This is a genomic window from Peristeroidobacter soli (assembly GCF_004138485.1).
In the GTDB taxonomy this organism is placed as follows: Bacteria; Pseudomonadota; Gammaproteobacteria; order Steroidobacterales; family Steroidobacteraceae; genus Steroidobacter; species Steroidobacter soli.
On record NZ_RYEV01000005.1, the window covers coordinates 307,675 to 320,469 of the forward strand.

Annotated in this window: 14 protein-coding genes; 9 read left to right on the top strand and 5 right to left on the bottom strand. The window is 57.4% G+C overall.

Going from position 1 to position 12,795, the window contains the following annotated elements:
* The first annotated feature begins 102 nt into the window (after positions 1-102).
* The 6 genes from EKO19_RS38900 to EKO19_RS22890 all read left to right on the top strand — a co-directional run bounded on the left by EKO19_RS38900 (position 103) and on the right by EKO19_RS22890 (position 6,314).
* Entirely contained in the window at positions 103-1,953 is a 1,851-nt protein-coding gene (locus tag EKO19_RS38900) for a 3-keto-alpha-glucoside-1,2-lyase-like domain-containing protein (protein WP_217705531.1), read from the top strand.
* 3 nt (positions 1,954-1,956) lie between these two features.
* Positions 1,957-2,874 (top strand): phosphotransferase family protein, encoded by a 918-nt coding sequence (locus tag EKO19_RS22870; RefSeq protein ID WP_129778904.1) that lies wholly within the window; start codon positions 1,957-1,959, stop codon positions 2,872-2,874.
* Positions 2,875-2,887: 13 nt separating this feature from the next.
* The gene (gene eno / locus EKO19_RS22875; RefSeq protein WP_129778906.1) at positions 2,888-4,183 is read left to right on the top strand and encodes a phosphopyruvate hydratase; all 1,296 of its coding nucleotides are present in this window, start codon (positions 2,888-2,890) and stop codon (positions 4,181-4,183) included.
* A gap of 122 nt (positions 4,184-4,305) precedes the next feature.
* A complete protein-coding gene (locus EKO19_RS22880; RefSeq protein WP_129778908.1) occupies positions 4,306-4,596 on the top strand; it encodes a hypothetical protein in 291 nt (96 codons plus the stop codon).
* A 102-nt stretch (positions 4,597-4,698) separates the two neighbouring features.
* Positions 4,699-4,842: a hypothetical protein gene (locus EKO19_RS38905; RefSeq protein WP_217705532.1), complete on the top strand. Its 144-nt coding sequence runs from the start codon at positions 4,699-4,701 to the stop codon at positions 4,840-4,842.
* Positions 4,843-5,414: 572 nt separating this feature from the next.
* On the top strand, positions 5,415-6,314 hold the full coding sequence (locus EKO19_RS22890) for an integrase domain-containing protein (RefSeq protein WP_175597161.1): 900 nt from the start codon (positions 5,415-5,417) through the stop codon (positions 6,312-6,314).
* Here the strand turns inward: EKO19_RS22890 and EKO19_RS22895 are convergent.
* Positions 6,311-6,517: an AlpA family transcriptional regulator gene (locus EKO19_RS22895; RefSeq protein ID WP_129778912.1), complete on the bottom strand. Its 207-nt coding sequence runs from the start codon at positions 6,515-6,517 to the stop codon at positions 6,311-6,313. The two genes, EKO19_RS22890 and EKO19_RS22895, sit on opposite strands and share 4 nt — an antisense overlap.
* 1,010 nt (positions 6,518-7,527) lie before the next feature.
* Here EKO19_RS22895 and EKO19_RS39990 point away from each other — a divergent pair.
* From EKO19_RS39990 to EKO19_RS22915, 3 genes are read left to right on the top strand one after another with little or no spacing between them, the layout of a single operon-like run.
* On the top strand, positions 7,528-8,415 hold the full coding sequence (locus EKO19_RS39990; RefSeq protein ID WP_129778914.1) for a DNA adenine methylase: 888 nt from the start codon (positions 7,528-7,530) through the stop codon (positions 8,413-8,415).
* A 10-nt stretch (positions 8,416-8,425) separates the two neighbouring features.
* Entirely contained in the window at positions 8,426-9,376 is a 951-nt protein-coding gene (locus EKO19_RS22910; protein ID WP_129778916.1) for a ParB/RepB/Spo0J family partition protein, read from the top strand.
* Positions 9,373-10,254, top strand: a complete 882-nt coding sequence (locus EKO19_RS22915) for a hypothetical protein (protein ID WP_129778918.1) — start codon at positions 9,373-9,375, stop codon at positions 10,252-10,254. Before EKO19_RS22910 ends, EKO19_RS22915 begins: the two co-directional genes overlap by 4 nt.
* A gap of 105 nt (positions 10,255-10,359) precedes the next feature.
* On the opposite strand, the gene EKO19_RS22920 is transcribed toward EKO19_RS22915, so the two are convergent.
* From EKO19_RS22920 to EKO19_RS22935, 4 genes are all read right to left on the bottom strand, one after another.
* Positions 10,360-11,040 (bottom strand): hypothetical protein, encoded by a 681-nt coding sequence (locus tag EKO19_RS22920; protein ID WP_129778920.1) that lies wholly within the window; start codon positions 11,038-11,040, stop codon positions 10,360-10,362.
* Positions 11,040-11,888 (bottom strand): HAD family hydrolase, encoded by an 849-nt coding sequence (locus EKO19_RS22925; RefSeq protein ID WP_129778922.1) that lies wholly within the window; start codon positions 11,886-11,888, stop codon positions 11,040-11,042. Before EKO19_RS22925 ends, EKO19_RS22920 begins: the two co-directional genes overlap by 1 nt.
* A gap of 141 nt (positions 11,889-12,029) precedes the next feature.
* Positions 12,030-12,341, bottom strand: coding sequence for an addiction module antidote protein (locus EKO19_RS22930; protein ID WP_217705533.1), 312 nt, complete (start codon positions 12,339-12,341; stop codon positions 12,030-12,032).
* 1 nt (position 12,342) lies between these two features.
* On the bottom strand, positions 12,343-12,675 hold the full coding sequence (locus EKO19_RS22935) for a type II toxin-antitoxin system RelE/ParE family toxin (protein WP_129778926.1): 333 nt from the start codon (positions 12,673-12,675) through the stop codon (positions 12,343-12,345).
* Positions 12,676-12,795: the final 120 nt, after the last annotated feature.

Consider the following 12,795-nt stretch of genomic DNA (forward strand, 5'->3'; position numbering starts at 1 on the left):
CACTCTGTGCTGAGGAGCACCGCTGGGATTGCTTCACAGGCGACCGGATTGTGGTCGCGATGCTTGCGTGCTTTGGTGGGGGCGACTGTCGCGCTCCTTGCGATGAGCGGCATTGCTTCCGCGTCCGAGCCTGATTTCGCCGCAAAGGGACCGGGCTCGCTGGTCGAAGCGAAGGTCGTCACCGACATCGACGAATCGATCACTGCCCTCCGGGCGACAGCGGTGCGTGTGAAGTATCGCTCGACGTCCGGTCGTGACGGCTCCTCCACCGTCGTCTCCGGCATGATCTTCGTGCCTGCGGGCACGCCGCCACCGGGCGGCTGGCCGGTGCTGGCGCATGCACACGCAACGGCGGGCATCAACTACGAATGCGGTCCCTCGCTGTCGAAAACCATGTTTGGCACCGTGCCGATGATGGCGGCTTCGCTGAAGATGGGCTACGCCGTCGCGGCGGCAGACTACGAAGGGCTCGGCGCGCCGGGCGTCCATCTCTATCTCGGCGCCAGGACTGAAGCATGGAACGTCATCGATTCGGTGCGTGCGCTTCGTCACTTCCGGCCCGGCGCGATTTCCGATCGGTGGCTGGTGTTCGGCGGCTCGCAGGGCGGGGCGGCCGCATGGGCAACAGCGGAACAAGCGGTGACTTACGCGCCCGAACTGAATCTGCTCGGCGCCGCGGCGCTGGTCCCGCCGACGGATTTTTCCGAGTATGCGCAGATGGCGGCGGACGGCTCGTTCAATGAGTTCCAGAAGGCCGCCTACATCTGGATGCTGATGACTCAGCATCGCGTCAATCCCAAGCTGGACCTCGATCTCTATAGACGCGGCTCCGCGGCGAAAAATTGGCAGGCGCTTTCCTATTGTTTCGGCCCACACGAGCAAGAGCGTGCGGAAGCTTTGCAGAAAGTCACAGCCGATGAGATCAAACCGGCAACGCCGGCGGCCACTCAGCACATGGCGAAGCTGCTCGAGGCGATGGCGTTACCCCACCAGGCAGCGAAGGCGCCCATGCTGGTGATCTACTCCGGCAAGGATGAGTTCATCAAACCCGAATGGACCCGCACCGCCATCAAGAAGGCGTGCGCCATGGGCACGAAGATTCAGGAAGTGTTCCTGGCCGACAAAGGCCACATCGGGCCGAGTTGGGAGATGTCGACGCAATGGCTCAACCAACGGTTGGCGGGCGAGCCGTTCCAGGATACGTGTTCACAGAAAGAAGAGGATTTTCCGGTCGGATATTCGGACGGTCCCAAACTGCCGGGCAGCCAGTGGCGCGTCCACGACGAGAAGCGCCCGCGTCCTGCGATCGTCACACCTGCCGCGGCCGAGGGTAAGCCACCGTCCGACGCCGTCGTCTTGTTCGATGGAACAGACCTGAAGGAATGGGTCTCCGCCAAGGACGGCTCTTCCCCAAAGTGGAAGATCGTGGACGGCGCGATCCAGGTCGTCGCGGGCACCGGCGATATCGTCACAAAACAATCGTTCGGCGACAGTCAGCTGCACGTCGAGTTCGCGACGCCGGCGCTGCCCATCAATCGCAGTCAGTGGCGCGGCAACAGCGGTGTGTTCTTGTATGGTCTGTATGAGGTGCAAATACTCGACGGCTATCAGAACCTCACCTATGCGGACGGCGAGGCCTCCGCCATCTTCGGTCAGTCGCCACCCCTGGTGAACGCGTCGCGCCCGCCGGGCGAATGGCAAAGCTTCGACATCGTCTATACCGGCCCGCGCTTCAAGGACGGCAAAGTCACGACGCCAGGCTACGTCACGGTGTTTCACAACGGTGTGATCACGCAGAATCACACGCAGATCCTGGGCACGACATTGTTCCACCAACTGCCCGGCACGGTGGTGCACGGTCCGACGGGACCGATCAAGTTGCAGGATCACACCTATCCGCTGCGTTTTCGCAATATCTGGATTCGACCGCTGCAACCGACCGCTCCGGAGTAGGACATGGTCGATCGCGTCAATCTCGACGGCGGAGTCGCCAGTGACGTCGCCATTGTCCGCGACGAACGAGGCCGGGAGATTGTCGTCAAGCAGGCGCTGCCGAAACTCAAAGTCGCTGCCGACTGGCGTTGCGATCCCGCACGATCCAGTCAGGAGGTCGAAGCGCTTCGAATAGCGCCGACGTTCCTGGGCGGCGAAGTGGTGCCTCGGGTTCTGTGGGTCGATGCCGCGAATCATCGATTCGCGATGGAGCGGATCGACGCGAGCCTGCGGAACTGGCAGGCGCAGCTCAGTGCAGGCGAGGTCAACTTGATGACCGCCGCCCGCATCGGCGAGTTGCTTGCGCGCCTTCAAACGGAGTCCGCTCGCGACTCCAGTCTGGCGACGACGTTTGGCACTCGTGAATATTTCGAGCTGCTTCGCATCCAGCCGTTCTTTGTGCGAGCGGCCGAGAGGAATCCCGAGGCGCGTGAGCCGATCGATCGAATCATCGAACTGCTGCGTGCGCCGGGACGAGTGCTCGTCCACGGCGACTACAGCCCAAAAAACATTCTGGCGCGCGATGCGCAGGTTGTGATCCTCGACTGGGAAGTCGTGCATTGGGGCGAGCCGCGCTTTGACATCGCATTCTGTCTCTCTCATTTGCTCCTGACCGGCTGGCGTCGCGGCAGCTCGAAGTCTTCTTACTACGCGGCTTGCCATGCGTTTACCGGTGGCTATGCCAAGCGCGGACCGGTTGCCTCGCATGACACCGTGCTCGCCCGAGTCATCGGCGCACTCGTGCTGGCGCGACTCGATGGCGATTCGCCGGTGAATTTTCTCGACGAGCTCGATGTCGAGGAAGTGAGAAAGCGCGCCCTGAGGCTGCTGCTCGAACCTGCGCCGGCGTGGTTGGAGCTCTTTGACCGGCTACTGTACTGAGATTGCTGCGCTCATGAATCCTTCGCGAATCGCTTCTTTGAAGCTGCGTCAGATCCTCGACTCTCGCGGTCGCCCGACCGTCGAGGCCGATGTGATCTTGCATGACGGGTCTTTGGGTCGTGCGTCGGTGCCCTCGGGTGCTTCCACCGGCAAATACGAAGTCCGCGAGTTGCGAGATGGCGATGCCGAGAGCTACGAGAGCTACGGAGTTCAATCCGTCGTCGCGACTGCGTTGCAAGCCTGTGAAGGGCAGATGCAGGGCGTGGATGCGCTCGACCAGACTGCGGTCGATGCAACGCTACGCTGGATCGATGGCACACCCGACCTCGGACGCGTCGGTGCCAACCCCATTCTCGCGCTGTCTCTTGCAACCGCTAGAGCTGCGGCCGCGCATGTGCGTCAGCCCCTGCATGTTTATCTCAGATCGCTCGTGCCCGGCGTGGCGCCGTCCATGCCGATGCCAATGACAAACATCCTGAGCGGCGGAGCGCATGCCGGAGGAGGCATGGACTTCCAGGACTTCCTCGCGATGCCAGTCGGCGCAACGACGTATTCTCAAGCACTGGAGTGGATTGCCCGCGTTCGCAGCGCCGCTGCACGTTTGATGGCGCAAGAGGGTCGGGTCACATTGCTGGCGGACGAGGGCGGTCTGAGCCCGGGTTTCGAAAGCGCCGAGCAAGCGTTGACGCTGATGGTGCGGGCCATCGAGGCCGCACGACTGCGACCGGGACATGACATGGCCATCACCATCGATGTCGCTGCGAGCCAGCTATATGTGGAGGAGCAACGTTGCTATCACTTGCGCCGCGCCGGCCGCGAGCTGACTTCTGATGCGATGATGTCCTATGTGTTCGACTTGTGCGGCAAGTACCCGATCGTGTCGGTGGAGGATCCATTCGATCAGGACGATTGGGAGGCGTGGCAATCGTTCACTCGCAAGCTTGGCGATCGCTCGCTACAACTCGTCGGCGATGACTTCTTCGCGACCAACGCGCAACGCCTCGCTTCGGGGATCGAACGGCAGGTGGCGAATGCCGTACTCATCAAGGTCAACCAGAACGGCACCTTGAGCGGCACTCTCGACGTCATGGCACTGGCCCGCAAGGCCGGCTATGCGACCGTGGTGTCCGCCCGCTCGGGTGAAACCGAGGACTCATTTATTGCCGATCTGGCCGTGGCCACCGGCGCGGGCCAGATCAAGATCGGATCGGTGCGCAATTCGGAGCGGCAGTCCAAGTACAATCAGTTGCTGCGGATCGAGGAGGAGGCGGGGTTGACGTTCGCTGCCTTCATGCACAAACGGCGCTGACTGCGCGAAGGGCATGCGCAGCGTGCGTCATTCGCGACGAAACCTTGCCCGCCGCTCCTTCGACTGAAACTCAGCCCGGAGCCCAGGCGTACTGTCCTTGAAGTAACAACAAGGAGTGCATCGTGGCTTCGAAGCTCATGCTGTCGGTGCTATTGGCCTGCGGTCTATCCCTATCGGCGGTTGCCGCCGAAGATCCAGCAAATAGCAAGCTGTTGAAACAGTGCGAATCGGCCAAGGGGCAAGTGAAGCGCGAGTGCGAGGCCGTGGCGAAGGAAATGCTCAAGGAACAGGCGCCGGGCGAGGAGCGCGAGGATAAGACGGATCAGGACATTACGCATTCGAGTCCTGCAATGACGAGTCCGGCGGAGAATAAGAAGGAAAAGAAGCGCGTTGAGGAGGAGAAGGCGCAGTAGGTGGCGCGCGGCTTGAGCGCTTGAATCAAAGGGATCGTTGTCGAGCAACTGAAACAACGGGAAAAGATCGGTGAACGCAAGAAGAGAAAGTGAGCGGACCCCATGAAGAACGACACGACGACAGAGCGTACGTCCGAGCGCGAGCTCGTGGTCACGCGAACCTTCAATGGCCCGGCGCAGATCGCTAGCTGCTGGCGCATTCTCGACCTCGACGATTATTCCCTGACGACGAGGGCATCGTCGTAAGCCCGCCTGCGTTTGCAGGCAACCCCAAGCAGCTTTAGACCAGGCAGAGCTGCGCAGCCAACCCGGCTGTGGTCCTGACTCATCACTCGGGCGCTGACGCCTTTCTTCTCCAATCCGCTGTCCAGCGGTCGTCTCTGCGGCAACTATTCTTCTAACAACGTAACTACACAAACTGCGTCAACAGCAGCATTCCTCCACGCGTGCGTCACTGTCTTCGGCGAAGCCGAGAAAGTGACGCACACCGCCCACTGCCGCAAATCACTGTCACCGCAACGCATTTTCACCGATGCGAGAAAGTGGCACCGCGTCTGCAACGGACGCAATCAACCATAGCTTCGCAACGAAGCTCCTTCAGTCGATATCAGCCACCGCGAGCGGCCCGCCAAGGGCAGCCTCGATCTCACGCTCACGCGTGAGCAGCACCACATGTCACCGGCACGTGCTGCTGTGAGGCCACGAAACTCAACCGACCGGACTCGCACATCCGGCCGCTCGCGATGGATCAAGGCAGGAAACGTTTCCTGCCGGGATTGCCCGGATGTGCAGATCGAAGTGACGAGTTGGAGGGAGTGATGAGTAAGAAATCTGAGTTGCAGGCAGATCTTCAGAGGATCGGCTATCTATTGGGTCGTGGGCATTTAACGCAGGAGGGTCGCAGCCGAACGTTCAAAACGTTCGCCGAGGTCATGCGGGAAACGGGCTTCGGGATTCACTCCGCAACTCAGATTGGCGGCAAGCACTTGCAGGCGTACATCCGCCATCGGGCGGACGGTGGTCTCGCAAGTCGAACGCTGGCAAAAGACATGAGCCATCTGCGTGCAGTGCTGGAATACGTTGGTAAAGAAGGGCTGGCTCGCAATCCCGCTTACAGCAATCGAGCACTCGGGATTGCCCAAGGCAGCCGCATTGGTCGCAAGCAACCACTATCGGACGATCAGATTCGCGCGTTCCAGCAACGCATGGAACGGTTAGGCAGGCCGGACGCCGGCGCAACTCTGGAGTTGCAGCGAGCACTAGGTCTGAGGGCGCTGGAAGCCATTCGTGCCGGCCAGATAGATGCGCTCCTTCGATTGCAACGTGAACTAGAACGGCAGGGATGCGCCCGCTTGTTCGACGGCACCAAAGGTGCGCGGCCGCGGTTAGTGCATCCTGCTGATGTGGGGCGGGCGCTGGCATCGGTGCGGCGAGCACTGGAGATACTGGAAGCCAGTGGACGGCGTTATCTCTTGGCATGCGCCAAAGGAGTGGAAACGAAGGAGCTAAAGCAAGCCGCGAAGGTATACAGCGGTATTTGCAGCCGAGCAGGAATCCAAAGTCACGCTGCCCGCTATGCGTTTGCGCAGGAGCGTATGCAGGCGTATCGCGATGCCGGCTACAGCCAGCGGGAGGCGCGCATCGCGACCTCCCTGGATCTTGGTCATGGTGATGGTCGCGGGCGCTATATTGCGAGCGTTTATGTCCGCAACGGTTAGATCCGCCGCTGCAGCTGTTCGGCGATCCACTGCTCGATCTCAACAGAGTCCCAGCCAACGGCTCGGACGCCGATGCGAACCGGTCGAGGAAACTTTCCCTCGTCTATCAGTTTGTAGAGATGAGCACGCTTGAATCCGCATCGAGCCTCAACTTCCCGCCGGCGTAGAATTCGGCGATTTGATTCAGGACTTTCAACAGACATTCGGAAACCTCTGTGGCGACATGCCACGCGGGAAGCAGTCTGCTTTCATGAGGCCGGATCGGCGACAGTGAACCGGAAACTGGCGCGATCGGATTGTTACTTGCTTGCTTGCTGGGCTGCAATCTGCTAGTGGACGCAGTGATCGTCACTTGGCTTATCAGTTTTTACCTATATTCATGAGTTATGCCGATTATTTCTCGATCGAGATCGCCGAAGGCACGCTGGGATAATGGCAGCTTAACGGTGGATGATGGCCTCGGCAGATTTCCCGACATGAATCGCGAGCCCAGCGAGGCTCTTTGCGCGTCTCGCTGATAAGCGAAGGCGACAGGCTGGTCTGGAATAATCTCTGCAAAGATTCCGGCCTTCCTCCTGGGGGGGCGCGTTGTCGGCATCATCCCGCTGGGGCGTTTCCATCCAATGTTGTTAAGGTGGCCGAGTCTGTAGTGCGCGAGGATGATATCGGCTGGTTCATGCTAGCCTAATCAACTATTCACAAATCAACCTTGCGGCCTCGGGAGGTGTGAGCCCTTCGGACATCGAGATCGGTGTGCGCGAGTGGAGAGCGCCGTAACGCGTCGAGGATTCGCCCTTTGCGCTGCGCACCGGTGACTATGAGCCGATTCACCGCGGCGCGTATAGACGGGGCCGGGGAGCCGGATTCGGCCAAGAGCCTCGCTAGCGCGCCAATCAGGTCGCGGTCAGCCTCCAAGCCAAGAACCTCAAACCGTACCTCGCCCGGCCCGTCGCGGCCGAGAGTTTCGAAGCGCACGTTTCGGCATGGTATCGCTCATAGTTACTGTCCATCCAGTCCGTGGCCCAATCTATATTTGCATGTAAATATGGCCGCGAGTTAGAGTTGGATTATTAACGGGTGTGGTCGTATTTTGCTCTTTCTCGATCTGCCAAGACGACGGTCGTGCGCTCAAAGGGAAGAACAATGAGAAGAACAGGAATTAAACAGCGCTGCATCACCTCAGGCTGTTGGTCTCTGTAAGGCAGATTTAGTCATGCCTCAGACTGCGCGAGTGAGCGGCGTGCGCTCACGGACCCTCAATTCGGACTCTCCGGCCGATGCTGTAGGGGTGGCTGGCCAGTTGCCATCGGTGACGCCAATCCTACGTTGGGCGGGTAGTAAGCGAAAGATCCTTCCGGTGCTTGCGGATTTCTGGAAGCCCTCATATCGAAGATATGTGGAGCCATTCGCGGGCTCAGCAGCGTTGTTTTTCAAGCTTCAACCAGAGAAGGCGCTCCTCGGAGATATTAATAGTGCGTTAATGGAGGCATATGAGGTAATTCGCGAACGTCCAGATGACGTTCACCGCGCTGTCTCCGCCATTGAGCGCACCGAACGGGAATATTATCGGGTACGAGATCGGAGTAGTAGTCGACTTAAGGCGTTCGGTCGAGCGGTTCGATTTGTGTATCTCAACCGGTATTGCTTTAACGGCATATATAGAACGAACCGGGACGGTCATTTCAATGTTCCGTTTGCCCATAAGAAGCCAGGTGTGATCCCTCCAATAGAGGATTTTCGGCGATCCGCTGCTCTCCTTCAGAGCGCGGCGCTGAAGGCGGGGGATTTTGGGGAGGTGCTTTCTGCCGTCCAGGCAAACGATTTTGTCTATGTTGATCCTCCCTATGCTGTTGAGTCGCGGCGCGTGTTCCGTGAGTACGATCGGCGCGAGTTTTCAAAACGAGATCTAGAGCGTCTCGCTGCCCATCTAAGCACCATGGATAGGAAGGGGGCCGCCTTTGTGGTCAGTTATGCGGACTGTCGAGAGGCGAGAGAACTATTCTCACGCTGGTCGATAAGACGAATAGCTGTTCGACGCCACATTGCCGGCTTCGTCTCCGCGAGGCGAAACGCCATCGAGCTTCTGGTAACGAATACCTGAGACCAAGCGCATGGCATCGAGTCAATCCGGAACGCTTGCTGACATCCCAACCGGAAAGATTCGTCCTAATCCAGATAATCCTAGAATCACATTCCGTCAGGGCGAGCTTGAGGAGTTACAGGAGTCGATTCGACAGTATGGAATTCAAGTTCCCATCGCTGTATTCAAGCGTGGGTCGGAGTTCATCCTTATCGATGGTGAGAGGCGCTGGCGCTGCGCCTCAAAGCTAAACCTAAAGACCATTCCCGCCCTCATTCAGAAGGAGCCGAAGCCGCTAGAAAATCTGCTTCTAATGTTCAACATCCATGCTCTTCGCGAGCAATGGGATTTGTTGACGATCGCTCTGAAGCTACCGAAGATTATTGAATTACTTACCGCAGAGCTGGGCAAGGAGCCATCGGAGGTTGAGCTATCTGCGAAGACTGGGCTCGTGCGGGGTGTCATTCGCAGATGCAAGATGCTCAGTGATCTGCCGAAGAAGTATCAAGACATGCTCCTGGAGGAGCTAAAGAAGCCAAAAAGCAAGCAACTACTGAGCGAAGACCTCTTTATCGAGATCGAAAAATCTCTAAAGACGGTTGTTCGGGCGATGCCGGATGTCGTCAGGAACATAGATGTTGCGCGCGATGTGCTCCTTAAGAAGTATAAGGACAAGGTGGTCGACAACATCGTCGATTTCAGAAAGGTAGGAAAGATCGCGAGAGCCACCAAGGTTGGAGTCAGTTCCGATAAAGCCAAGAAGGCGATCAAGAAGTTGCTAACGGAGCCGAAGTACTCCATTACGCAAGCATGGGATGAGACTGCTTCGGAAGCATATGCTGAGCGCGACATCGTTTCACGCATAGATAGCTTGTTGGTGAAACTTCAGGAGGTGGATGCTTCGGAGATTGATGAGGATGTCAGGGAGAAGCTTGAGGAGCTGGTGAAGCGCGCTGAGGCGATCCTGAAGGCCGACGCATGACCTACATCATCCTCGGCCAAAGCCTTCATGACGTTGCGGACCGAGCAAAGTCGTACTTTGCGCAGCACTATGGTGCGAAAGGGTTTAAATGCGAGACATCGATCGACGATGGCTTACCGCTTAAGCCGACATGGCTCGCCACTTTGTCTACGGGTTACTACGTTGGGATAGAGGTACGAGAGACGCCATTTTCCAATTCGCTCTACGAATTTGTTAGTAAGTCGGCAACTCGGGCGTTGCCCATACAGCTATGGGTGGCGGTTCCGCCTACTGCGGCTGCTCCGACATTCAATGCTGAACTTAAGCAGGCGAGAGAGTGCGGTATTGGGGTCGCGCAAATAAATGACGATGGTAGTGTTCATGAGTTCCATCGCCCCGTGCCACTCTCCTTGTTCGGTCTAAAGAAGACCACGCTGGAATCTGTGCCAAAGAATCGCAGGGAGGAGGTCAAGAATGCGGAGTCGACTTTCCTTGATGGTTCGCCTGGTCAAGGTTGCCAAGCTATCAGTCAGTCGCTTGAAGAGCTGACGCGCATATTCGCGGAGCATACATACAGCAAGGGGCTCTGGAAGCATCCGGCTGGAACGCCCGCCCTAAAAGCTAGGTTCTTTCACACCGATTCCTGGGCGACAATGCTGGAGACAATGGAGGTGCGCATTGATGTTGGCAAGATCAAGGCTAAGGTGCCGACTTTTAGCAAGCAATCGATCGTGAAGGCACGAGGCCACACTGATTGGCGAAATGCTGTTAGTCATCAGCCGACTAATTTTAAGCAACGAAAAGAGCGGGATGCCAAATTGCGGACTATGTTCGAGTCGACCCGCGATCTTTTGATTGAGTGGTACGAGATCGCGAAGCCGTTCAAGTTGATTAAGTAGTCCCCTAGTGTGGTGTTCGCTATGAGCTTTGCGCACGCCGGAGTTTCGCGAGGTTGCATCTGGCAGTGTTCATCTGCACGCGAAATTAGAATGGGTTACAGATGCTTAGCATCGTGGCACCAATCTCCATCTGCCCGACACCAATACAGCTTGTCGGCCGGTGCCGGGGTCCGTAGCAGTCGAGCCCGGCACGCCCGCTGAGTGATTCAAAAGATCCTGCACGTAGGCTTTGCAGACCGCATCGGCGGCAGCCTCGTCGAGTCCTTGTGCTTGCGTCACGTGGCTGGGAGTTCCTGCGATGACTGTTGACGGCCTCACTGCAAGAGCAAGAGTTAGCCCAAGGCTCGCGATTGAGAGCAACAAGAGGATGTAGAATCCATCCATCTTGTGATGTGAGTGCACGCTTTTCTTGAACACTGTGAAAGGGCTCGCGAGGCTAATCTGAGTGCCCAAATCGACCGCCAGTCCGAGTTCCGTGAGTTTCTTTTCTGCCTGAGTCCCTGCGTTGACAGCCCCCTTAAGAAGGCGGTGATACCACAGCCTATCCATCAGATAGAAAGCCAGGAGCGGTACGAGAGAGGCTGCCACGATCAAAGCAGCAGTTGGAATGTGATGGCCATTAATGGTTGCAGTGCCCCCATCTTTGAGGGCGTTTGCGCCTAAGCCTAAAAATGCACCCGTGACAATTAGGGCAAAGTTTCGGATGCGAAGCTCCAAATCGTTGAAGTGTTGTTGCACGTCCACGATCTTCTTCCAGATCTCAATTTGCGCCGCCATCTCGTCCATTAGATCTCCATTATTTTAATGATCTCATCGAACGAATCGCGTAGCACGTATGTTGGTGTGACCGCGCCCGGTCTCAATGCCTCTCGTTCGCGTGCCACCATCTCAGGTGTCCAATGCGTCACCTTTTTCAATAGATCGTATTCCTCGGCCCTGTGCTGTGCAGCCCCGTATGCTGCGTGCACAGAAGTGACCTGGGCCTGCTGCGCCATGAAGACGTCCTTCCACAGGTTGTCACCAACGTATACAGTGCTTTCAATGTCAAATCCAAGTTCGTCAACGATGCTCAATAGGATGTGCGGATTTGGCTTGTATTCGCCCTCAGGAGTGAAGCGATGTCTGGTGTACTTCAGTTCATAGGTTTCGGGTGAGTACTTTCGAATGGAGCTCGCGTCATCGGGTAGAGCGTGATCAACCGGTGAATACAGAAAATCTATCCTTTCGTCGAGTCCGAGCTTTCTAAAGCGGTAGCTCGTATAAAAGGCTTTTGATTCCGTGAAGGCGGCGACAGTTATTCCTGCTTTTCTGAGGAAGTCCAGAGCAGCATGGACACCGGGATATGGCTTAAGGTATTCACGCCGAGCTTCTCGGAAAGAATCGATGGCGGGCTGCATCACGTTCATGACATCCGCCCCGTAGAGTCTCTTCAATGAGGGTAGCTCGGTAAGAACAAAGGCGTACTCGCTAGTTCCGTGCTTCTGATGCAGTTGACTGCACTCAGCATAGAATAGTTCTGGGTCCATGCCCGAGATGTCCAAGGCTTTGCGACTCATAGCCGAAAAGGACTCGTACCAAAGGCGCTGCCAGTCAAACAGTGTATTGTCGACGTCCGTGATCAGCAGTTTTTTCACAATTGCACGCTTGAATATCGCTTAGAACGTTCTGCGGTACGACGCCGTAGCCAAGGCTATGTTCCTTCTGCTCTGCCGTTGTCGCGGTCGGTTGAGAGTATTCCTCAAGTTTAATGGGCTTGAGGTAAACGAGTGTTGTGATTAGCTGTGTGACGCACGTTGCTCCGTGCGCCGTGGTTTCGGGGCCGGTCTCACCGACAGTCTCAGACCAAACGCCTCAAGGATGAGTGCCAACGTATCCAGCCGCGGATTGCCGCTCGCAGACAGGGTCCGATAGAGCGTTTCGCGTGACAATCCTGTCTTCTCGGCAAGCGCCCCCATGCCGCCCACGGCTTCCGCCACCGTACGAAGCGCGATCGGGACCGCGCGTGCGTCGCCATCCGCCAGCATTTCTTCGAGATAAACGGCGATCTCCGCATCGCTGTGAAGATGGACTGACGCGCGGAAGGGCACGCTAGGTGCGATTTTGCGCTTTGTAGTCTTTCCAGTAGGCATGTGCTTGCTCGATATCTTTCGCTTGAGTGCGCTTGTCGCCGCCACACAGAAGGATAACAACGGTGTTGGCATGCTGTGCGAAGTACACCCGATAGCCGGGGCCATGGTCGATGCGCAGTTCATTCACGCCGCCGCCCACTGACCGCCAATCACCGCGCAATCCGAGAGCCAGTCGTTCAAGGCGGGCGTCGATCCGAGCACGCGCAATGCGGTCACGGAAGCTGCTTAGCCATTCCAATACGGGAATTTTGCCGTCCTGGGTTCGGTATTGCCGTACTTTGATGGAACTCATTCTAGATCGCTTGTAGCCTAAAGGCTACCCCCTGCTATTTATGGATGTCCCGCGCAGACCATCGCAGTTGTTCGTTTACTCGGGCATCGCTTTCCATCGCGCTGGCGAGTAGTCGTTAAG

Coding starts and splice junctions, on each gene's coding strand:
- EKO19_RS38905 (WP_217705532.1), top strand. CDS start 4,699: ATGAAGAACGACACGACGACAGAGCGTACGTCCGAGCGCGAGCTCGTG.
- EKO19_RS22890 (WP_175597161.1), top strand. CDS start 5,415: ATGAGTAAGAAATCTGAGTTGCAGGCAGATCTTCAGAGGATCGGCTAT.
- EKO19_RS22915 (WP_129778918.1), top strand. CDS start 9,373: ATGACCTACATCATCCTCGGCCAAAGCCTTCATGACGTTGCGGACCGA.
- EKO19_RS22870 (WP_129778904.1), top strand. CDS start 1,957: ATGGTCGATCGCGTCAATCTCGACGGCGGAGTCGCCAGTGACGTCGCC.
- EKO19_RS22895 (WP_129778912.1), bottom strand. CDS start 6,517: ATGTCTGTTGAAAGTCCTGAATCAAATCGCCGAATTCTACGCCGGCGG.
- EKO19_RS22910 (WP_129778916.1), top strand. CDS start 8,426: ATGGCATCGAGTCAATCCGGAACGCTTGCTGACATCCCAACCGGAAAG.
- EKO19_RS39990 (WP_129778914.1), top strand. CDS start 7,528: ATGCCTCAGACTGCGCGAGTGAGCGGCGTGCGCTCACGGACCCTCAAT.
- eno (WP_129778906.1), top strand. CDS start 2,888: ATGAATCCTTCGCGAATCGCTTCTTTGAAGCTGCGTCAGATCCTCGAC.
- EKO19_RS22920 (WP_129778920.1), bottom strand. CDS start 11,040: ATGGACGAGATGGCGGCGCAAATTGAGATCTGGAAGAAGATCGTGGAC.
- EKO19_RS22935 (WP_129778926.1), bottom strand. CDS start 12,675: ATGAGTTCCATCAAAGTACGGCAATACCGAACCCAGGACGGCAAAATT.
- EKO19_RS38900 (WP_217705531.1), top strand. CDS start 103: ATGAGCGGCATTGCTTCCGCGTCCGAGCCTGATTTCGCCGCAAAGGGA.